At 71.9% G+C, this 19,584-nt stretch carries 18 protein-coding genes; 10 read left to right on the top strand and 8 right to left on the bottom strand.

From position 1 onward, the window contains the following. Nucleotides 1-6 precede the first annotated feature (6 nt). Both B0I31_RS08650 and B0I31_RS08645 read left to right on the top strand, forming a co-directional pair. On the top strand, nucleotides 7-939 hold the full coding sequence (locus tag B0I31_RS08650; protein ID WP_106615378.1) for a DUF3500 domain-containing protein: 933 nt from the start codon (nucleotides 7-9) through the stop codon (nucleotides 937-939). Then, the gene (locus B0I31_RS08645) at nucleotides 936-1,568 is read left to right on the top strand and encodes an endonuclease V (RefSeq protein ID WP_106615377.1); all 633 of its coding nucleotides are present in this window, start codon (nucleotides 936-938) and stop codon (nucleotides 1,566-1,568) included. Before B0I31_RS08650 ends, B0I31_RS08645 begins: the two co-directional genes overlap by 4 nt. On the opposite strand, the gene B0I31_RS08640 is transcribed toward B0I31_RS08645, so the two are convergent. Then, nucleotides 1,556-2,776 (bottom strand): 6-phospho-beta-glucosidase, encoded by a 1,221-nt coding sequence (locus B0I31_RS08640; RefSeq protein ID WP_106614827.1) that lies wholly within the window; start codon nucleotides 2,774-2,776, stop codon nucleotides 1,556-1,558. The two genes, B0I31_RS08645 and B0I31_RS08640, sit on opposite strands and share 13 nt — an antisense overlap. Then, the gene (locus B0I31_RS08635; protein ID WP_106614826.1) at nucleotides 2,773-3,639 is read right to left on the bottom strand and encodes a LysR family transcriptional regulator; all 867 of its coding nucleotides are present in this window, start codon (nucleotides 3,637-3,639) and stop codon (nucleotides 2,773-2,775) included. Before B0I31_RS08635 ends, B0I31_RS08640 begins: the two co-directional genes overlap by 4 nt. Before the next feature lie 71 nt (nucleotides 3,640-3,710). Between B0I31_RS08635 and B0I31_RS08630 the strand changes: the two genes are divergently transcribed. Together B0I31_RS08630 and B0I31_RS08625 are read left to right on the top strand one after the other, a co-directional pair. Then, nucleotides 3,711-4,607, top strand: a complete 897-nt coding sequence (locus B0I31_RS08630) for an alpha/beta hydrolase (protein WP_106614825.1) — start codon at nucleotides 3,711-3,713, stop codon at nucleotides 4,605-4,607. After that, on the top strand, nucleotides 4,607-5,770 hold the full coding sequence (locus B0I31_RS08625; protein ID WP_106615376.1) for an MFS transporter: 1,164 nt from the start codon (nucleotides 4,607-4,609) through the stop codon (nucleotides 5,768-5,770). Before B0I31_RS08630 ends, B0I31_RS08625 begins: the two co-directional genes overlap by 1 nt. On the opposite strand, the gene add is transcribed toward B0I31_RS08625, so the two are convergent. After that, nucleotides 5,727-6,728 carry an adenosine deaminase gene (gene add, locus B0I31_RS08620; RefSeq protein ID WP_106614824.1) on the bottom strand — a complete coding sequence of 334 codons (1,002 nt, stop codon included), beginning with the start codon at nucleotides 6,726-6,728 and terminating at the stop codon, nucleotides 5,727-5,729. The two genes, B0I31_RS08625 and add, sit on opposite strands and share 44 nt — an antisense overlap. Before the next feature lie 159 nt (nucleotides 6,729-6,887). Here add and B0I31_RS08615 point away from each other — a divergent pair, with 159 nt between their 5' ends. The 4 genes from B0I31_RS08615 (at nucleotide 6,888) to B0I31_RS08600 (ending at nucleotide 11,394) form a co-directional block, all read left to right on the top strand. Beyond that, the gene (locus B0I31_RS08615; RefSeq protein ID WP_106614823.1) at nucleotides 6,888-8,729 is read left to right on the top strand and encodes a Xaa-Pro dipeptidyl-peptidase; all 1,842 of its coding nucleotides are present in this window, start codon (nucleotides 6,888-6,890) and stop codon (nucleotides 8,727-8,729) included. 92 nt (nucleotides 8,730-8,821) lie between these two features. Further along, on the top strand, nucleotides 8,822-9,334 hold the full coding sequence (locus tag B0I31_RS08610; RefSeq protein WP_106614822.1) for a M23 family metallopeptidase: 513 nt from the start codon (nucleotides 8,822-8,824) through the stop codon (nucleotides 9,332-9,334). Between the two features lie 129 nt (nucleotides 9,335-9,463). After that, nucleotides 9,464-10,231, top strand: coding sequence for a M23 family metallopeptidase (locus B0I31_RS08605; RefSeq protein WP_106614821.1), 768 nt, complete (start codon nucleotides 9,464-9,466; stop codon nucleotides 10,229-10,231). A gap of 116 nt (nucleotides 10,232-10,347) precedes the next feature. After that, a complete protein-coding gene (locus B0I31_RS08600; protein ID WP_106614820.1) occupies nucleotides 10,348-11,394 on the top strand; it encodes a DUF4192 domain-containing protein in 1,047 nt (348 codons plus the stop codon). 371 nt (nucleotides 11,395-11,765) lie between these two features. Here B0I31_RS08600 and B0I31_RS08595 read toward each other — a convergent pair whose 3' ends face one another. Genes B0I31_RS08595 through B0I31_RS08580 form a run of 4 tightly spaced genes read right to left on the bottom strand, consistent with a single transcriptional unit; the run spans nucleotide 11,766 to nucleotide 16,675 of the window. Next, nucleotides 11,766-13,817 carry an alpha/beta hydrolase family protein gene (locus B0I31_RS08595; RefSeq protein ID WP_106614819.1) on the bottom strand — a complete coding sequence of 684 codons (2,052 nt, stop codon included), beginning with the start codon at nucleotides 13,815-13,817 and terminating at the stop codon, nucleotides 11,766-11,768. Continuing rightward, on the bottom strand, nucleotides 13,818-14,780 hold the full coding sequence (gene galE / locus B0I31_RS08590) for a UDP-glucose 4-epimerase GalE (RefSeq protein ID WP_106614818.1): 963 nt from the start codon (nucleotides 14,778-14,780) through the stop codon (nucleotides 13,818-13,820). A gap of 45 nt (nucleotides 14,781-14,825) precedes the next feature. Continuing rightward, complete coding sequence (gene galK, locus B0I31_RS08585) at nucleotides 14,826-15,986, bottom strand: galactokinase (RefSeq protein WP_106614817.1); 1,161 nt, start codon at nucleotides 15,984-15,986, stop codon at nucleotides 14,826-14,828. Next, complete coding sequence (locus B0I31_RS08580) at nucleotides 15,983-16,675, bottom strand: iron-dependent transcriptional repressor DtxR (RefSeq protein ID WP_106614816.1); 693 nt, start codon at nucleotides 16,673-16,675, stop codon at nucleotides 15,983-15,985. The genes galK and B0I31_RS08580 overlap by 4 nt, the downstream gene beginning before the upstream one ends. A gap of 61 nt (nucleotides 16,676-16,736) precedes the next feature. Here B0I31_RS08580 and B0I31_RS08575 point away from each other — a divergent pair, with 61 nt between their 5' ends. Continuing rightward, nucleotides 16,737-17,573 carry a sulfurtransferase gene (locus B0I31_RS08575; protein ID WP_106614815.1) on the top strand — a complete coding sequence of 279 codons (837 nt, stop codon included), beginning with the start codon at nucleotides 16,737-16,739 and terminating at the stop codon, nucleotides 17,571-17,573. A 50-nt stretch (nucleotides 17,574-17,623) separates the two neighbouring features. On the opposite strand, the gene B0I31_RS08570 is transcribed toward B0I31_RS08575, so the two are convergent. Then, entirely contained in the window at nucleotides 17,624-18,244 is a 621-nt protein-coding gene (locus tag B0I31_RS08570) for a DUF3558 domain-containing protein (RefSeq protein WP_106614814.1), read from the bottom strand. Between the two features lie 162 nt (nucleotides 18,245-18,406). Between B0I31_RS08570 and B0I31_RS08565 the strand changes: the two genes are divergently transcribed. Continuing rightward, a complete protein-coding gene (locus tag B0I31_RS08565) occupies nucleotides 18,407-19,582 on the top strand; it encodes an acetoin utilization protein AcuC (protein WP_106614813.1) in 1,176 nt (391 codons plus the stop codon). Nucleotides 19,583-19,584 lie beyond the last annotated feature (2 nt).

Raw genomic sequence — 19,584 nt, 5'->3', positions numbered from 1 at the left:
CGAGTGATGCTGCACGAGATCGCCGAGGCCACCAAGGGCTTCCTCGACCTGTTGGACGACGGGCAGCGCGCGACGGCGGTGGGGACCATGGCCGACGACCTGCGCACTGCGTGGGCGTACACGCCGGGCGCGCGGCCGGGGGTCGTCTACGGCGATCTCGCCCGTGACCAGCGCAAAGCCGTGCACCGGTTGCTGTCGTGCGTGCTCAGCCCGCACGCCTACGCGCAGACGACCGCCATCATGGCGCTGGAGGACGTGCTGGACGACCGCGAAGGCGGCACCCGGGACCGGCACCAGGGCGACTACTGGACCGTGCTGCTGGGCGAGCCCGGTGACGAGCCGTGGGGCTGGCGGGTCGAGGGGCACCACCTGTCGGTGAGCGTGGTGGTGGCGGACGGACGCGTGTCGGCCACCCCGTTCTTCCTCGGCGCCCACCCGGCGCGCACCACCTACCGGGGCCGCACGGTGTTGCAGCCGTTGCGGCTGGAGGAGGAGCTGGCCCGCGAGCTGCTGGACCGGATGGGCCGCACCGCCCGGGGGCTGGCCGTGGTCGCCGACACGCCGCCGCCGGACCTGAAGACCGGCAACGCGCGCCGCGTCGGCGACCTCGACCCGGTCGGCGTCACGCCCACGCAGCTCGACCGGGCGTCACGCGGGCTGCTCGTCGGGCTGGTCCGCTACTACCTCGACCGGCTCACCGGCGACCTGGCCGACGAGGAGTTCGACGCGCTGGACCTCGACCGGCTGCACTTCTCGTGGGAGGGGTCGGACAAGCGCGGCGCGGGGCACTACTACCGGATCCAGGGACCGGACCTGCTGATCGAGTACGACAACACCGACAACGACGCCAACCACGCGCACTCGGTGTGGCGGCGGCGGTCGGGCGACTTCGGCGAGGACCTGCTGGCCGCGCACCGCGCCTCGGTGTGGCACCGGTGACGCCCGAGGAGGCGGTCGCCGAGCAGGAACGGCTGCGGCCGCGCGTGTCGACCGTGACCGATCCCGGGCTGGTGGTGCGGCACGTCGCCGGGCTCGACGTGTCCTACGCCGACGACGACCGGCTGGCGGCGGCGATCGTGGTGCTGGACGCGGAGACGTTGGAGACCGTGGACTCCGTCGTGGTGGCGGGCAAGGCGGAGTTCCCGTACGTGCCTGGGCTGTTCGCGTTCCGGGAGCTGCCGTCGTTGCTGGAGGCGATGGACGAGCTGACCGTGCGGCCGGACCTGCTGGTGTGCGACGGGCAGGGGTTGGCGCACCCCCGGCGGTTCGGGTTGGCCTGCCACCTCGGGGTGTTGGCGGACCTGCCGAGCGTGGGTGTGGCGAAGACGCCCATGGGCCGGTTCGACCCGCCGGACGACGTGCGCGGCGCGCACACCGATCTCGTGGACGACGGCGAGGTCGTGGGGCGGGCGCTGCGGACGCGCGAGGGCGTGAAGCCGGTGTTCGTGTCCGTGGGGCACCGCATCGACCTCGACCGGGCGTGCGCCGAGGTGTTGCGGCTGTGCGTGACGCGGTTGCCGGAGACGACCCGGCGTGCCGACTCGCTGGGCCGGGCTCAGCTCAGGTAGGCCAGCTCGGGGTGCCGCCGGACGTAGGTGTCCAGCAGGCTCTTCGCGGTGGCGACCGAGTCGACCAACGGGTGCAGGGCGAACGCCTTGAGCGCGGCCGACCGGGTGCCTTCGACGATCAGCCGGTCCACGGCCTTGACCGACGTGACGAGACCGGCCGCGTGGTCGGGCAGCGGGCTCACCGGCAGCGGGCGCGCGCCCGTCGCGTCCACCTCGCAGGGCACCTCCACGATCGCGTCGTCGTCCAGTGTGGACAGTGTGGAGTTGTTGGGCACGTTGAGGATCAGAGTTGTGGTCTCGTTGTCCGCGATGGCGCGCATGAGCGCCATGGCGACGTGCTCGTACCCGCCGCCTTCGACGCTGTCGCGCTCGCGCTCCTGAGCCATGTACGTGGCTTCACGTTCCAGTCGGGTGGTCTCCCAGTCCACGTCACCGTCGTAGAAGCGTTGTTGTTGGCCGAGCAGGAAAGCACCGCGGCTGTCGCCCAACGCCTCACGCGTCGAGTAGTAGTAGTGCAGGTACTCGTTGGGGATCACGCCCAACGCGCGCAACCACTCCGCGCCGAACAACCGGCCTTCCTCGAAGCTCGTCAGCGCCGCATCGTCGGCCAGCAGGGTGGGCAACAGGTTCTCCGTGCCCAGGTGGACGCCCTGCAACCAACCGAGGTGGTTCAGGCCCGCGTAGTCGAACGTCGCGTTCTCCACGTCGAGCGCCTTGGCGACGCGGCGGCACAGGCCCAGCGGCGAGTCGCAGATGCCGATCACGCGCTCGCCCAGGTGCCGGGCCATGACCTCGGTGATCAGCCCGGCCGGGTTGGTGAAGTTGACGACCCACGCGTGCGGCGCGAGTTCGGCGATGCGCCGCGCGATGGCGTCCGCCACCGGCACGGTGCGCAGCCCGTAAGCGATGCCACCCGCGCCCACGGTCTCCTGGCCGAGCACGCCGTGCTGGTGGGCGACCTCCTCGTCGACCGCCCGCCCGGCCAGGCCGCCGACCCGGATCGCGGAGAACACGAAGTCCGCGCCGCGCAACGCCTCGTCCAGGTCCGTGGTGGCGGTGACCGGTGGACCGTCCCGCAGCACGTGCCGGATCCGGTCCAGCCGGTCCGCGTCCACGTCGTGCAGCACGACCTGGCTGATGTGCTCGTCCAACGCCTTGTGCACGAGCGGCACGCGGAAGCCGCCGCCGCCCAGGATGACCAGCTTCATGCGTCCCATCCTGCCTCGGCGAGCAGCGTCACGAAGGCCGACGCGAGCGGGTCCGGGCTCTTGTGCGCGTACGCGACGAGGGTCCGGCGCACCGGGGGATCGGTGCGCAGGACCGCGCCGTCGAACGTCTCCGGCACGATGTTGCGCGGCACGAGGGCGGGTCCGAGCCCGGACGCGGCCAGCACGGGCGCCGCCGCGGTCTGCTCGGTGCGCACCGCCGCACCCGGCTGGAAGCCCCGGTCCGCGCACGCCGCGTCGACCAGGTCCGCCAGCCCGTTGCCCGGCGCGTAGTGCACCCATCCGACGTCGGCGAGCGCGCGCAGGTCGATCGGTTCGCGGTGGGGCGTGTCGGGCGGCAGCACGATCACGAACTCCTCCACGCCGAGCCGCTGCTGGAAGCCGACCCAGTTCACCGGCTCGGGGCCGAGGGCGATGTCGGCCTGTCCCTCGGCCATCGCCTCTCGCAGCTCGTCGGCGTGCCGGTGCTCGAACAGGCGGATCCGCACGTCCGGGTGTTCCGCGCGCCAACACCTGAGCACCGGCGGCAGCACGCCGAGGGTGAGCGAGTAGAGCGTGGCCACGCGCAGTTCACCGCACTCCACGCCCGCCGTGCGTCGTGCGGCGGTGAGCGCGCGCTCCGCCTCGGCCAACGCGGCACGGGCGTGCGGCAGCCAGGCCCTACCGGCGGGCGTGAGGCGGACGGCACGGGGCAGCCGGTCCAGCAGGCGCGCGCCCACTGCCCGTTCCAAGGCGGCGATCTGGTGGGAGAGGGCGGGCTGGGTGACGTGCAGCAGTTCGGCGGCCCGGGTGAAGGAGCCTTCGTCCACGACCGTGACCAGGTACTCGAATTGCCGCAACGTCATGACCTCAGTTTATGAGTTCGAGAAAGAACATGCCTTGGACTTATCAGTGCTAGTGGTCGGATGATCGGCTCATGCCATTGAACGAACAGGCGCGCTCGGTGCTGGAGAAGCTGGCGGGCGCGCCCGCGTTGGAGGAGCTGACCGTCTTCGAGGCACGGCAGGCGCAGTGGGGGTTCCTGGCGTTCCAGGGCGCGCCGGAGCCGGTGGCCCGCGTCGCGCACCTGTTCGTGCCCGGCCCGACAGCCGACCTGCCCGCGCGGATCTACTACCCCGAGGGCGACGGACCGTTCCCCGCGATCGTGTTCCTGCACGGCAGCGGCTGGGTGACGTGCAACCTCGACATCTACGACGTGGCGCTGCGCGTGTTGGCCAACGCCACCGGGCACGCCGTGTTCGCGGTGAACTACCAGAAGGCGCCGGAGCACCCGTTCCCCGTGCCGCTGGACGACTCCTACGCGGCCACGGCGTGGCTGGTCGAGCACGCGGCGTCGGTGGACGTCGACCCGGCGCGGATCGGCGTGATGGGTGACAGCGCGGGTGGCAACCTCGCCGCCGCGGTGGCGCTGAAGGCCCGCGACCGGCTCGCGTTCCAGGTGCTGGTGGTGCCGGCGCTGGACGTCGACTTCACCACCCGGTCCTATGTGGACCACGCGGCCGGCTACGCGCTGTCGACGGGGACCATGCGCTGGTTCTGGTCGCACTACCTCGGCTCCGCACCGGTCTCCGACCTGGCCGCGCCCCTGCGGGCGTCGGTGGACGGGCTGCCGCCCGCGTTCGTGGCCATCGCCGGGCACGACCCGGTGCGTGACGACGGCGAGCGGTACGCGGCGAAGCTGGCGGCGGCCGGCGTGCCGGTGGTGCTGCGCGAGTTCGAGGGCACGATTCACCCGTTCGTGTTGATGGACGGTGTGCTGGACGAGTACCGCGTGCTGCTGGGCGAGCTGCGGACCTGGCTCGGTGCCCGGTGATGCCGCCCGCGTTGCTCGCGCTGGCCGTGGGCGCGTTCGGCATCGGGACCACGGAGTTCGTGATCGTGGGCCTGTTGCCGCAGGTGGCGGGCGATCTCGGGGTGTCGATCCCGTCAGCGGGGCTGCTGGTCTCCGGCTACGCGCTCAGCGTCGTGGTCGGTGCGCCGCTGATCACCGCGGGCGGGTCGCGGCTGCCGCGCAAGCAGCTGCTGGTCGGCCTGATGGGGTTGTTCATCCTCGGCAACCTGGTGTGCGCGGTGGCCGACGACTACGCCCTGCTCATGGCGGGACGGGTCGTCGCCGCGCTGTGCCACGGCGCGTTCTTCGGCGTCGGCTCGGTGGTGGCGGCCGGGTTGGTCGCGCCGGACCGGCGGGCGCGGGCGATCGCGATGATGTTCACCGGGCTGACCGCGGCCAACGTGCTCGGCGTGCCCGCGGGCACGGCGCTGGGGCAGGCGTTCGGGTGGCGGTCGACGTTCTGGGCGGTGACGGCGCTGGGCGTGGCCGGGCTGGTCGGGATCGTGGCGCTGGTGCCGCCGCAGCCCGCGTCGGCCGGGCTGCGCGGCGAGCTGGCGGTGTTCCGGCGGCCGGGGGTGTGGCTGGCGCTGGTGACGACGGCGCTCGGGTTCGGCGCGGTGTTCGCGTCGTTCACCTACGTCGCGCCGATGATGACCGAGGTGGCCGGGTTCTCGCCGGGTGCGGTGACGTGGTTGCTGGTGCTGTTCGGTGCCGGGCTGTGCGTGGGCAACGTGATCGGCGGGCGTGCGGCGGACCGCCGGTTGATGCCCAGCCTGTACGCGTTCCTCGGGTTGCTCGTGGTGGTGCTGGTGGTCTTCGTGTTCACCGCGCAGTGGGCGGTGCCCGCGGCGGTCACGATCGCGGTGTTCGGCGTGTTCGGGTTCGCGACCGTGGCGCCGTTGCAGGCCAGGGTGCTGGAGCAGGCGTCGGGCGCGCCCGCGCTGGCGTCGGCGGCGAACATCGCCGCGTTCAACCTCGGCAACGCGGCGGGCGCGTGGCTGGGCGGCGTGGCGATCGACGCCGGGCTCGGCTACACCTCGCCCAACTGGGTTGGCGCGGCCATGGCGCTGGCCGCGCTCGGCGTGGCGGTGGCGAGCGGTGTCAGTGGCCGAGCCCGTCGATCTCGGCCAGCAGTGACCGTTTGAGGTCTTCCGGCGCGAAGCTGGCCCGCACCCCGGTGCGGGCCAGTTCCGCGAGCTCCGGCTTGCCCAGGCCGAACGCCTCGTGGCACAGCAGGTACTCGCGGTCCAGGTCGGTGTGGAACATGCCGGGGTCGTCCGTGGCCAGGGTGACCGGCACGCCCGCGTCGAGGAGCTTCGGCAACGGGTGGTCCCCGACGTCCTTCACCGCGCCCGTGCGGAGGTTCGAGGTGGGGCAGACCTCCAGCGTGATCCGTTCCGCGGCCAGCCGGCGCAGCAGCTCCGGGTCGCGCACGGCGCTGGTCCCGTGACCGATCCGCTCGGCGTGCAGGTCGTCCAGCGCTTCCCGGACCTGGTCGGGGCCGGTGGTCTCACCCGCGTGCGGCACGCAGTGCAGGCCCGCGTCCCGGGCGATGGTGAACGCCTCCCGGAACGCCCGCCGCGGCGCGTCCGCCTCGAACCCGCCCAGGCCGAAGCCGACGGTGCCCGGCGGCCGGTGCGTCACGGCGTACTTCGCGCTGGTCAGGCCGAAGTCCCGGTCCCACACCCCGGGGATGTCGAACACCCATGCCAGCTCGACGCCGTGCTCGGCCTTCGCCCGTTCGCGGCTGGTCGTCAGCGCTTCGTCCAGCTCCTCCGGCGCGATGCCCGCCCGCAGGTGGCTGGTCGCGCTCACCGTCACCTCGGCGTAGCGGACGTTGCGCCGCGCCTGCTCCGCGGCCAGGCCCAGCACCAGCACGGCGACGTCGTCGCCCGTGGTGACCAGGTCGTTCACCGCCGCGTAGACGTCGATGAAGTGGCCGAAGTCGGTGAACTCGTAGAACCGCAGCAGGTCGGCCTCGTCGGTCGGGACACCGCGCTGCGGGTGCCGGCGGGCGAGGGTGAGGACGGTGGCGGGGGAGGCTGACCCGACGAGGTGGACGTGCAGTTCCACTTTGGGCAGCGCGGCGATGAAGTCACGCATGGCCCCGGCGAGTCTGCACAGGTCTCCGCCGCTGGTCAAGGGGCCGTTCGTCGGGTCTTCGGGTGACGTCCACTGTGGACTGTGGGCGTGCTTGACACCGGTTGTGGCGCGGGGGAGGGTCAGCCGCAAACCTGTCCTACACATGATGGGGGTTCGGTCGTGAAGGGTGCACGGAGAGCCGCGGTGCTCGCCGCTCTGGTCGCGTTGGGGCTCACGCCCGCGGTGGCCGAGGCCGCGGCGGAGGGCCCGGTGTTCGTCGGTGGCGAGGCGCAACCCGTCTTCGACCCGAAGGACGTGGTGCGCGAGAGCGTGTGGGTGCGCGCGCCGGTCGACAGCGACCGCGACGGGCACGACGACGAGGTCTACACCGAGGTCGTGCGCCAGAAGGCCACGGACCGCGGGCTGAAGGTGCCGGTCGTGTTCTTCAACAGCCCGTACTTCTCCGGCGGCAACGACGTGGCCAACCACGGCGTCGACGTCGAGCTGTACGTGCCGAACCGCCGCGGCGGCTACGACAAGCGCGACGGGTCGCTGCTCAAGGCGCAGGCGGACGAGCGGATCGCCGCCGCGGTCGGGCCCAACCCCGCCCCGATCCGGTCCGGGCGCTACGAGGACTACTTCCTCTCCCGCGGCTTCGCCATGGTGTACGCCGAGTCGCTGGGCACCGGCAAGTCGTCCGGTTGCCCCACCTCGGGCGGGCACAACGAGACCGTCGGCTCGAAGTCCGTGGTCGACTGGCTCAACGGCCGCACCACGGCCCGTGACGCGGCGGGCGCACCCGTCGTGGCGGGGTGGACCACCGGCAAGGTCGGCATGATGGGCGTGTCGTACAACGGCACCCTGCCCAACGCCGTCGCCGCCACCGGGGTCGAGGGCCTGGAGGCCATCGTGCCCATCGCGGCCATCTCCAGCTGGTACGACTACTACCGGGCAGACGGCGCGGTGGTGGCGCCCGGCGGGTTCCAGGGCGAGGACCTCGACGTGCTGGCGGAGTACGTCTACACGCGCGAGGACCGGGAGGTCTGCAAGCCGGTGATCGCCGACGTGGCCGCCCGCCAGGACCGGGTGACCGGCGACTACAGCGAGTTCTGGGACGAGCGCAACTACGTCAAGGACGCTTCGAAGGTGCGGGCCGCGGTGCTGGCCGTACACGGGCTGAGCGACTGGAACGTCAAGGTCAAGCACGTCGCGCAGTGGTACGAGGCGCTGCGGCGGCACGGCGTCGAGCACAAGATCTGGCTGCACCAGGCCGGGCACACCGACCCCGACACGCTGCGGTCGGTCGAGTGGCGGCGCACGATCAACAAGTGGTTCAGCCACTACCTGTACGGCGTCGACAACGGCATCGAGCGCGAGCCCAAGGCGACGATCCAGCGCGAGGACAAGACCACCTGGGTGGACGAGGCCGACTGGCCCGCTCCCGGCACGTCGACCGCGCGCGTGTACCCGTGGGCGGGCGGCAACGCCAAGGGCGCGTTGCGGTTCGAGTCCGTGCCCGGCAACGCGGTGGTGGAGTCGTTGCGCGACGACGCGTCCAAGCTCGCCGAGGACCTGGTCGACCTGCCCGCCTCCGGCAACCGGCTCTCCTACACCACGGCGCCGACCACCGCGCCGGTCCGGTTCTCCGGTGTCGCCCGGGTCGACCTGGCGATCTCGTTCGACCGGCCGGCGGCCAACGTGACCGCGCTGCTGGTGGACCGGGCGCCGGACGGCACGTCGCACGTGATCACGCGGGGGTGGACCGACCCGCAGAACCGGGTGTCGCCGTCGCGGACCAAGCCGATCGAGCCGGGCAGGCAGTACCGGGTCGAGGTGGAGCTGGAGCCGAACGACTACGTGGTCCCGTCTGGTCACCGGGTGGAATTCGTGCTGATCTCTTCTGACCACGACTACACGCTGCGGCCGCGGCCGGGCGCGGGGCTGTCGGTCGACCTGACGTCGACGGTGCTGGAACTGCCCGTGGTCGGCGGCGTCACCGCGTTGCGCCGATCGGTGGGTTAGAAAGTAATTCACGCAGCGTCTACTTCGAAACTCTTCCACTGACCGGTGCGGTTGTGGTCGGATCTCCGCCACAGTCGTCAAGGAGGTGGCAGATGAGCCGTACCCGCCGCGCGTTCGCCACGGCACTGGTCGCACCGTTGATCGGCCTCGCCCTCACGCAGGGCGAGGCCGTCGCGGCGCCCGCGTTCCAGCTGCCGTTCCCGTGCAACCAGGTGTGGGAGGGGCAGACCCGCACCAGCCACAGCCCGGCCAACGCGGTGGACTTCAACCGCGCCAACGACCTCGGCGACCCCGTCGTGGCGTCCGCCGGCGGCACGGTGACCCGCGTGGAGAACACCGGCAGCACCAGCTACGGCCGGTGGATCGAGATCGGCCACGGCGGTGGGTGGCGCACCCGGTACGCGCACCTGTCCGCGCAGCGGGTGAGCGTCGGCCAGGCCGTGACGCGGGGTCAGCGCATCGGCGACGTCGGCTCGACCGGCGGTTCGACCGGGCCGCACCTGCACTTCGAGCAGCAGTTGAACGGCGTGGCGCAGCGGATCGTGTTCAACGGCTCGCAGATCTTCTACTGGGGCACCCGCAACTACACCAGTCGCAACTGCTGAGTGGGCTACGGTTCGTTGCGCCGTTCGGTTGGTTAGGAAGTAATTCACTAACTCAACACCTGGTAAGTCTTCCACTAAGGCGGCTGCGCGTGGTCGGATGACCACCCCCAGTCGTCAAGGAGGTGGCAGATGAGCCGTACCCGCCGCGCGTTCGTCACGGCACTGGTCGCACCGTTGATCGGCCTCGCCCTCACTCAGGGCGAGGCCGCCGCGGCGCCGAACTTCCAGATGCCGTTCCCGTGCAACCAGGTGTGGGAAGGCCAGACCCGCACCAACCACAGCCCCGCCAACTCGGTCGACTTCAACCGGGCGAACGACGACGGCGACCCGGTGGTCGCGTCGGCGGCGGGCAGCGTCACGCGGGTCGCGAACGAGGGCAGCACCAGCTACGGGCGGTGGGTCGAGATCGACCACGGCGGCGGCTGGCGCACCCGGTACGCGCACCTGTCCGCGCAGGCCGTGTCGGTCGGGCAGTCCGTGCGGATCGGCCAGCGGATCGGCAGCGTGGGGACGACCGGTGGGTCCACCGGGCCGCACCTGCACTACGAGCAGAGGCTCAACGGCGTCGACCAGAAGATCAGGTTCAACGGGACGCAGATCTACTACTGGGGCACGCGCAGCTACACCAGCCGCAACTCGTGCGGCACCAGCGTGACCGGCACGGTCGGCACCGACAGCGGTGCGTCGGTGACCATCCGGTCGGGGCCCGGCACGCAGTACGCGGCCGTGGGCTCGGTGGCCAACGGCGCGACGGTGACGATCAGCTGCCAGGCGCGCGGTGAGACGATCACCGGCAAGTACGGCACCACCAACCTGTGGGACAAGATCGGCTCGGGGTACATCTCCGATGCCTACGTGTACACAGGTTCGGACGGTCAAGTGGCACCGAGCTGCTGAGTTCCCGCAGGTCGCCGGGCCGCTCCCACTTCGGTGGGAGCGGCCCTTTCCGAGTTGTCCACAGATCGCGTTCCGCCGCCGGCCGACCGGCACCACCTTCGGCCAAGGTCGGACCCATGACGAAGCTCCTGCCACCGACCCGCCTGCGCGACCCGGGCGACCTGATCGCCGCCGTGCCGCACCTGCTCGGCTTCCACCCGTCCGATTCCGTCGTGGTCCTGGTGGTGCGCGACCACGACGTGACCATGACCTTGCGCGCCGACCTGCCGCCGCCCGGCGTGCCGCACCGCGTGGCCGACCGGCTCATCGCGCCGCTGGCCAGGTGCCGCGGTGACGACGCGGTGGTCGTCGTGATCGGCGGCGGGTCGGGCGATCCGCCCGAGGACCTGCCGCACGACGCGTTGGTCGACGAGCTGGACGACGCCCTCCACGAGGCCGACGTGCCGCTCCTGCTGGCGGTGTGGACGCGTGCGACGGCCAAGGGCGAGCGCTGGTTCGACTACCACGACGTGGGCACCACCGGCCTCGTGCCCGACCCGTCGAGCACGGCGTTCGCCGCGGCGTCGGCGGCGGACGGCCACGTCACCTACCCGAGCCGCCAGGCGCTGGCCGACCTGCTGACCCCCGACCCACCGGCCGCCCTGTCCCGCCGGACCACCCTGCTCAACCGCCTGTCCGCCGAGTTCCCCCACCCGGACGACATCGTCCCCACCCGCCACCGAGACCTGATCCACGCCGAGGTCCTCCGCGCCGGCACCCGAAAACGCCCGCTGACCGACGAGGAGGTAGCCGACCTGGCCCACGCCCTGTCGAACCCGCTGACGAGGGACGCCAGCCTGGTCTACTGCACCAGCGACCACGCCCACAGCGCCGAAGCCCTGTGGACCGAACTGACCAGGGCGTGCCCGGCCCCGGAACGCGCCGAACCAGCCACCCTCCTCGCCTTCTCCGCTTACATCAAGGGCAACGGCCCTCTCGCCTACCTGGCCCTGGACCGAGCCGAAGAGGCCTACCCAGGCCACCGCCTGACCAGCCTCCTGCGAGCCGCCCTGAACTCCGGCCTCCCCCCAATCCAAATTCGCAACCTGGCCCAACAAGTAGCCGCCACCGACTGGGCCACCCCACCTGCCAACCCCAACAAACTCACGATGCAAAAAGACTGAACCCAACAACAAGAAGACCCAGTGAGACGTTCGTGGGTCGCCATCGGGCGCGGGGTCGAGCGGCGCCGGGGCGTGTGCAACTACAACGCACTTCCCTCTCACAAAAGGAGGGCTTCGGGTCATCCCGCCGACCTGGCTTTGCCCTACCGCACGTGTCAAGGGGGCACCTTTCGGCACGACCGGCGCGTTGGGCTGGAACGGCCCCCTTGGCGCGTGTGGTAGCCCGGAGGGAGGTCGGTGGGATGACACGAAACCCGGACCCACAACGCAACAGGAGATCACGGCGTAGTCGGGGTCATCCTGCTGATCTGCCCGTCCGGCGAGGACATGCTTTTGCGGTTTTTATTCTTTCAATCCCTCAATCTTTCCGCCTACACCAGATCCGGCCGCTGCCAGGGTTCACCGAGCACGTGCTCCGCCAAGAAAGCGAACACGGTCTCGTACCAGACCTTGGCGTTGCCGGGCGTGAGGATCCAGTGGTTCTCGCTCGGGAAGTACAAGAACTTCGCCGGCACACCGTGCCGCACGAGGTCGAAGTAAAGCCGTTGCCCCTCGCCGATCGGTACCCGGTAGTCCTTGTCACCGTGGATCACCAGCATGGGCGTCTTGATGTCCGCCACGCGCAGGTGCGGCGAGTTCGCCCGCACGGTGTCCTCCTGCCGCAGCGGGTCGCCCATCTCCCGGATCCAGTAGTACGAGTCGTCGGTGGTCCCGGTGAACGCGTCCAAGTGCCACAACGACGCGTGCGTCACGATCGCCTTGAACCGGTCGGTCCGCGTGGCGATCCAGTTCGCCATGTACCCGCCGAACGACCCGCCCATGGCGGCCGTCCGGGAGTCGTCGACGTCGTCCCGCCGCACCGCGACATCCGTGATCGCCATCAGGTCCGTGTACGGCTTACCGCCCCACGAAGCCCATCCGGCACGCACGAAGTCGTACCCGTACCCCGTCGACAGCGCGGGATCCGGCAGCAGCACCGCGTAGCCCCGCGCCGCCATCAGCCACGGGTTCCAGCGCCAGCTCCACCCGCTCCAGCTCATCACCGGCCCGCCGTGCACCCACAGCAGCAACGGCGCCGGCCGCTCCGCCGACGCGCCGCGAGGCAGCACCAGCCACGCCCGCACGGTCCGGCCGTCCTCGACCACCGTCTCGACCTCGATCAACGTCCCCGGCACCGACTCGACCGCACCGGGCGCGGGCAGCGGCACGGCCTGCTGGTCCACACCGGACGCCGACAGCCGCACCGGCTGCGGCGGGTGGTCCCAGGCGTTGCGCAACGCGTACACCGACGCGCCGTCCGGGCTGATCCGCACGTCGGTGTACGCACCGGACGCGGTCAGCTTCACCACCGAACCGGACGTCAGGTCGAGCTTCCAGATCGGCTGGTGACCCCGGTGGCTGCTGGTGAAGTACACCGCGTCACCGGCCGGGCCGACCACCGGGTGGTCGGGTTCCTCGGGGAAGTCCGCCGCCAGCTCCTCGACCGCACCCGACTCGAGGTCGATGCGCACCAACGTGTTCGTCCACGGCCGGTCCGGCGTGGAGTCGAACGCGCGCACCGCGATCACACCCGACGAGTCCGGCAGGAACACCGGCTGCAGGAACGAGTGCCCGTCCACGTCGGCCAGCACGCGGTCCGTGGCACCGTCCGTCGACGTCAGCCGCAGCCGGACCCGCTTGCCGTACGACGCGCTCACCGACACGCCCTCGGTGTGCACGACCCACCGGCCGTCCGGGCTGATCGCGGGGGAGTCGTCCAACCGGGACGCGGCGTTGGGCGTCAGGTCCACCAGGTCCGACGACTGGTCGATGGGCGCGCGTTCCAGGTCGACCGGAGACGTGGTCGCCAGCAGCCGCGGGAAGCTGGGCCCGAGGTCGGCGTCCCAGTACCGCACCGGGTACGACTCGTGCAGGATCGCGGTCACCCCGGCGTCCTCGCGGGCCTTGCGGTGCTCCTCGTCCTGCTCGCCGAACTCCACGGTCGGGTGCGCGCCCGCCGCGAGCAGCACGGTGCCCGCGTCCCGGGCCACCGCGAACTCCGACACCCCGCCGGCGGGCCGGTACAGCTCACGCGCCTCGCCCACGGGCGGCAGCAGCCACAGGGCGGTCTTGTCCTTCTTGTCGCGGTCGGCGGGCTTCGCCTCCTGGTCGGGCCGCGCCGAGAGGAACAGCAGCGCGCCGTCCGGCGTGAACGCGGGCGCCGACTCGCCCTTGCCGCCCCGGGTCAACCGCCGCGCGGGACGCTCACCGGTCGGGTCGACCTCCCACAGCGCGCCCTGCCACGCCTTGCCGTCCGGCGAGAGCGTCGCCACCACGGTGACCAGTCGCGTCCCGTCCGGCGACAGCGCCAGCCCGGACAGCCGAGGCATCTCGGTGAACGAGGTCAGGTCCCCGAACGCGGCCTCGGTGATCTTGCCTGCCATTCACGCCCCCTGTTGTGACCGGGTGAAGTCCCACGCGTCGCGCACGATGCCGGCCAGGTCCACCCGCTCGGGCTTCCACCCCAGCTCGGTGCGGGCCTTCTCGCTGGAGGCCACCAGCACCGCCGGGTCACCGGCCCGGCGCGGCGCCACGTCGGCGGGGATCGGGTGGCCGGTCACCTCGCGGCAGGCGTCGATGACCTGCTTGACCGAGAAGCCGAGCCCGTTGCCCAGGTTGTAGATGCGGTGCTCGCCCGCCGCCGCGTGCTCCAGCGCCCGCAGGTGGGCGTCGGCCAGGTCGACCACGTGGATGTAGTCGCGGACGCACGTGCCGTCCTCGGTGGGCCAGTCGTCGCCGTAGACCTGCACCCGCTCACGCCGGCCGGACGCGACCTGCAGCACGATCGGGATCAGGTGGGTCTCCACGCCGTGGCGCTCGCCGAACCGCCGGTACGCGCCTGCCACGTTGAAGTAGCGCAACGACACGGCCGCCAGGCCGTGCGCGGCGGCGTAGGACGTGATCGCGTGGTCGATCGCGAGCTTGGTCGCGCCGTAGGTGTTGGTGGGCCTGGTCGGCGCGGTCTCCGCGATCGGCACCTGGTCCGGCTCGCCATAGGTCGCGGCGGTGGACGAGAACACCAGTCGGGGCGTGCCGTGCTCGCGCATCGCGTCCAGCAGCCGCAGCGACGTCACCACGTTGCCGTGCCAGTACTTCGCGGGATCGACCATGGACTCGCCCACCAGCGACTTGGCCGCGAAGTGCAGCACACCGTCGAACCCCTCGGCGAGCACGTCGCCGATCGCGTCGTCGATGCCCGCCTCGACCAGCCGCACGCCGTCCGGCACCGCGTCCGCGTGCCCGGTGGACAGGTCGTCCAGCACCACCACCTCGTGCCCGGACTCGACCAGCCTGGCGGCGCAGACGCTGCCCACGTACCCGGCACCGCCCGTGACGAGCAACTTCACCCTGCATCCCCGCTTTCGACTAGACCAAGATCTTCCGCTGGACCATCAGTGATCCCGACCGGCACCCGCCGAGGGCACCGCCGTGAACGTCCTGGGCGTGGTCCAACCGCGCCCGGCGAACGCGGCGAGCACCTGCCGCACCACCTCGTCGTGCCGCTCCACCGGCACCAGCGCGATCGCCGACCCGCCGAAGCCGCCACCGGTCATCCGCGCGCCCAACGCGCCTGCCGCCTTCGCCGCGTCCACCGCGACGTCCAGCTCGGGCGCGGACACCCGGTAGTCGTCACGCAGCGACGCGTGCGACGCGTCCAGCAGCGGCCCCAGCTCCGCCAGCCGACCGCCGCGCAGCAGCTCCACCGCCGCCAGCACCCGCTCGTTCTCCGTCACCACGTGCCGCACCAGCGGCCGCAGCTCCTCCGACACCCGGCCCAACGCCGCATCCAGCCCGCTCACGTCCACGTCCCGCAACGCGGGAACCCCCAGCATCTCCGCCGCCTTCTCACAGCCCGCACGCCGTGCGCCGTAGCCGCCATCGGTGTGCGAGTGGCTGGCCCGCGTGTCGATGACCAGCACCTCCAACCCGTGCGCGGCCGCGTCGAACGGCACCTGCTCCGACTCGAACGACCGCACGTCCAGGAACAGCACGTGCGCCTCGGCGCAGCACAGCGACGCGGTCTGGTCCAGCAGACCCGTCGGCGCGCCGACGAACTCGTTCTCCGCCCGCTGAACCCACCGCGCGACCAGCGGCAGGTCGTCCACCGCCCGCCCCGCCAGCCCCAACAACGCCAACGCCACCGCGCACTCCAACGCGTGCGACGACGACAACCCGGCGCCCGCCGGCACGTCGCCGGCGATCACCAGGTTCGCCCCACCGGTCAGGCCCTGTTCCCGCAGCACCCACGCCACACCCGCCGGGTAGGCGGCCCAACCACCGACCGCACCCGGCTCCAACTCGGCCACCGCCACCGGCGAGGCCTGCTGCACGGCACCGTCGTCACCCAGCGTGGCCACGTGCAACCGACCGTCGTCCCGTGGTGACGCGGCCACCGCGGTCCGGTGCGGCAACGCGAACGGCAGCACGAAACCGTCGTTGTAGTCCGTGTGCTCCCCGATCAGGTTCACCCGACCGGGCGCGGACCACACACCGCTCGGCGCCGTGCCGTGCAACCGGGTGAACGCGGCGATCGCGCGCCGCGCCGGACTCACCGGGCCTGCACCAGGACGGCGTGCGCGACCGCCGGGTCCAGCTCGGCGACCGTGCCGTTGCCGCGCACCTGGATGACCTTCGCGCCACCCAGCGAGTCGATCTCGACCGTGCCGCCCGGCACCACGCCGGCCGCCTTCAGCTCGGCCATCAGGTCCGGGTCGAGCTGCACGTGCTCGGCGATCCGGCGCACCTCGACGCGACCGCCGCCGCGCCGGGCCACCTCGTCCACGCGCACGAGGTCCGACTCGGCCGCCGGCGCGGGCTCGCCGTCGCCCAGCTTGTCCAAACCCGGGATCGGGTTCCCGTAGGGCGAGGTGGTCGGGTTGCCCAGGAGCTTGACCAGCTTGCGCTCGACGGCCTCGCTCATGACGTGCTCCCAGCGGCACGCCTCGCTGTGCACGTGCTCCCACTCCAGGCCGATGATGTCGACCAGGAGGCGCTCGGCGAGCCGGTGCTTGCGCATGACCGCGATGGCCAGGTTGCGGCCCTGCTCGGTCAGTTCCAGGTGGCGGTCGTCGGCCACGATGACGAGGCCGTCGCGTTCCATCCGCCCGACCGTCTGGCTGACCGTCGGACCGCTCTGCGCCAGCCGCTCGGCGATCCGCGCACGCAGCGGCACTACGCCCTCTTCTTCGAGCTCGTAGATCGTGCGGAGGTACATCTCGGTAGTGTCGATGAGCTCGTTCACACCCGCTCCCCTTCGTATGGCGTCAATGCTAGTCGGCCGGTCACGGGTGCAGGATGGTGCCGTGCATCCACTGATCAGCACCGAAGCCCTGGCCTCCGCGCTGAACGGGGCCGAACCACCCGTCGTGCTCGATGTCCGCTGGCGACTGGGCGGACCACCGGGACGTCAAGACTACGAGGTCGCGCACGTTCCCGGTGCGGTCTACGTCGATCTCGACACCGAGCTGTCCTCGCCGCCCGGCGCCGGTGGCCGCCACCCGCTGCCCGACCCGGTCGCCCTGCAGGCCGTGCTGCGGGCCGCCGGTGTCCGCCGCGGTCACCCGGTCGTGGCGTACGACGGTGGTGACGGTTCCGTCGCCGCCCGCGCGTGGTGGCTGTTGCGGTGGGCCGGCCACCCGGAGGCGGCGGTCCTGGACGGCGGCTTCGCGGCGTGGACCGCCGAGGGCCGTCCCGTCAACGCCGACACGCCCACGCCCATTCCCGGTGACATCGCGGTGCGGCCTGGCGCCATGCCCGTGCTGGACGCCGACGAGGCCGCCGCGTTCACCGCGTCCGGCGTCCTGCTCGACGCCCGCGCCCCCGAGCGGTACCGGGGCGAGACCGAACCGGTTGACCCGCGGGCCGGGCACATCCCGGGCGCGCTCAACGCGCCGACCTCCGGCCACACGTCGGAGGGCCGCTGGCTGCCCGCCACGGCGCTCGCCGAGCGCTTCGAGGCCCTCGGCGTCACGTCCGACCGCCCGGTCGCCGCCTACTGCGGGTCGGGCGTCACGGCGTCCTCGGTGGTCCTGGCCCTGGAGGTGGCCGGCGTCACCACCCCGGACCGGCCCGCGCCGCTCTACGCGGGCTCGTGGTCGCAGTGGTCTTCCGACCCCGCCCGTCCCGTCGAAACGGGCTGACACGCGAAACGGCCGGTCGGAGCACCCGACCGGCCGTTCTCGACAACTCCCTACGCGTTGGGGATCTTCTCGAAGGCCTTCGTCGCGAGCTTGAGCGCGATCTCGCACGGCTCGATCTCGTCGATCGGCGTCACGGTCGCCTGGAACGCGGGCGTGATCTCCTCCGGGTCGTCGGTCAGCATGACCAGCACCGTGCAGTCGCCGCCCTTCTCCTTCACCTCGTACGCGGTGTTGCCGCCGACCTCGATGGTCCGCGCCTCACCCTCGTACTCGGCGAAGGTGACCATGAACAGCACCACCGCGAACGGGTTCTCCGTGCTCTGCACGCAGCCCTTCTCGCCGCCCTTGGCCGCGCCGATGGCCGCCGCCACCTCCTCGGGCGTGAGGATGTCGCAGTCCTCGTAGCCCTCGGTCTTCTTCTTGGTGGTGATCTTGACGTCGCCGGACGGCTGCCCGGCCTCGGTCGTCTTCGGCGCGCTCGCCTTCTCGGACGACGCCTTGGGCGAGGAGGCCTTGGTCGACGACGGCTTGCCGGAGGTGGTCTTCTCACCGGTCGACCCGCCCGCCGCGGCGACCGGGCTGCCGACGACCTTGGTGGCGCAGGCCGACAGGCCGAGCGTGAGCGCCAAGGCCAGCACAGTGGTCAGGGCGGGGACTCGTCGCAGGTGCATGTGTTCTCTGACCCCGTTCCGACGTGCGGGGTTCCATCCTCGATGGCCGCAATCTGGCCCGCCTCGTCACGGCAGACTCTAAGTCCACGCGGGTCCTCCGCACGCCGGGGTCGACCAAGCTGTGATCACGCCACCGCCGGCCGGGTGGGTTAGGTTGCCGACATGGGTAAGGAAGCCGCCGTTGTCTGGGACGAGTCCTTCCTCGGCTACGACCTGGGCGGGGACCACCCGCTCAACCCCGTCCGGCTGGACCTGACCGTCCGGCTGGCCCGCGCGCTCGGCGTGCTGGACGGCGTGGAGCTCGTCGCGCCCGACCCGGCGACGGACGACGAGATCGAACGCGTGCACGAGCCGTCCTACCTCAACGCCGTGCGGGCCGCGCCGATGGCGGGCTGGGACGTCGGCCACGGCCTCGGCACCGCGGACAACCCGGTGTTCTCCCGCATGCACGAGGCGTCCGCGCTGGTCGTGGGCGGTTCGCTGGCCGCGGCGCGCAAGATCGCCGCCGGCGAGGCGGACCGGGCGGTGAGCATCGCGGGCGGGCTGCACCACGCCATGCGCGACCACGCGGCCGGGTTCTGCGTCTACAACGACTGCGCCGTGGCCATCTCGTGGCTGCTGGACCACGGCTTCGACCGGATCGCCTACCTCGACACCGACGTGCACCACGGCGACGGCGTGCAGGCCGCGTTCTACGACGACCCCCGAGTGCTCACGGTCTCGGTCCACCAGAACCCGCTCAGCCTCTGGCCGGGCACGGGTCGGCCCGCCGAGCTGGGTGGCGAGGGCGCGGAGGGCACGAGCGTGAACCTGGCCCTGCCGCCCGGCACCGGCGACCGGGACTGGCTGCGCGCGTTCGAGGCCACCGTGCCGTCCCTGCTGCGGGCGTTCGGGCCGCAACTGCTGGTCACGCAGTGCGGCGTGGACACGCACCGCGAGGACCCGCTGGCCGACCTGGCGCTCACCGTGGACGGGCACCGCGCGATCTACCGGCGGCTGCGCGAGCTGGCCGAGGAGACCGCGAACGGCCGCTGGCTGGCGCTGGGCGGCGGCGGGTACGAGCTGCTGCGGGTCGTGCCGCGCAGCTGGACGCACCTGCTGGCCACCGTGTTGGACCGGGACGTCGACCCGAACACCCCGCTGCCCGCCGACTGGGTCGCCCACGCCTCCACCATCGCGCCGAACTGGCCGCTGCCGGTGTCGATGTCCGACGACGCCGACGCCGCGTTCGAGCCGTGGGGCGGCCAGCTCGACACCCCCGTGGACGTGGCGGTCATGCAGACGCGGCGCGCGGTGTTCCCGTTGCACGGCCTGGACCCCGACGACCCGAGGGACTGACG

The organism is Saccharothrix carnea (genome assembly GCF_003014735.1).
GTDB classification, from domain to species: domain Bacteria; phylum Actinomycetota; class Actinomycetes; order Mycobacteriales; family Pseudonocardiaceae; genus Actinosynnema; species Actinosynnema carneum.
Note: the sequence above shows the minus strand (reverse complement) of the source record. Positions and strands in the feature narration are given on the sequence as shown.

What these genes read in the sequence shown, in the direction of transcription:
- B0I31_RS08650 (WP_106615378.1), top strand. Translation starts at nt 7, where the DNA reads ATGCTGCACGAGATCGCCGAGGCCACCAAGGGCTTCCTCGACCTGTTG.
- B0I31_RS08640 (WP_106614827.1), bottom strand. Translation starts at nt 2,776, where the DNA reads ATGAAGCTGGTCATCCTGGGCGGCGGCGGCTTCCGCGTGCCGCTCGTG.
- B0I31_RS08635 (WP_106614826.1), bottom strand. Translation starts at nt 3,639, where the DNA reads ATGACGTTGCGGCAATTCGAGTACCTGGTCACGGTCGTGGACGAAGGC.
- B0I31_RS08630 (WP_106614825.1), top strand. Translation starts at nt 3,711, where the DNA reads ATGCCATTGAACGAACAGGCGCGCTCGGTGCTGGAGAAGCTGGCGGGC.
- B0I31_RS08625 (WP_106615376.1), top strand. Translation starts at nt 4,607, where the DNA reads ATGCCGCCCGCGTTGCTCGCGCTGGCCGTGGGCGCGTTCGGCATCGGG.
- add (WP_106614824.1), bottom strand. Translation starts at nt 6,728, where the DNA reads ATGCGTGACTTCATCGCCGCGCTGCCCAAAGTGGAACTGCACGTCCAC.
- B0I31_RS08610 (WP_106614822.1), top strand. Translation starts at nt 8,822, where the DNA reads ATGAGCCGTACCCGCCGCGCGTTCGCCACGGCACTGGTCGCACCGTTG.
- B0I31_RS08605 (WP_106614821.1), top strand. Translation starts at nt 9,464, where the DNA reads ATGAGCCGTACCCGCCGCGCGTTCGTCACGGCACTGGTCGCACCGTTG.
- B0I31_RS08600 (WP_106614820.1), top strand. Translation starts at nt 10,348, where the DNA reads ATGACGAAGCTCCTGCCACCGACCCGCCTGCGCGACCCGGGCGACCTG.
- B0I31_RS08595 (WP_106614819.1), bottom strand. Translation starts at nt 13,817, where the DNA reads ATGGCAGGCAAGATCACCGAGGCCGCGTTCGGGGACCTGACCTCGTTC.
- B0I31_RS08570 (WP_106614814.1), bottom strand. Translation starts at nt 18,244, where the DNA reads ATGCACCTGCGACGAGTCCCCGCCCTGACCACTGTGCTGGCCTTGGCG.
- B0I31_RS08565 (WP_106614813.1), top strand. Translation starts at nt 18,407, where the DNA reads ATGGGTAAGGAAGCCGCCGTTGTCTGGGACGAGTCCTTCCTCGGCTAC.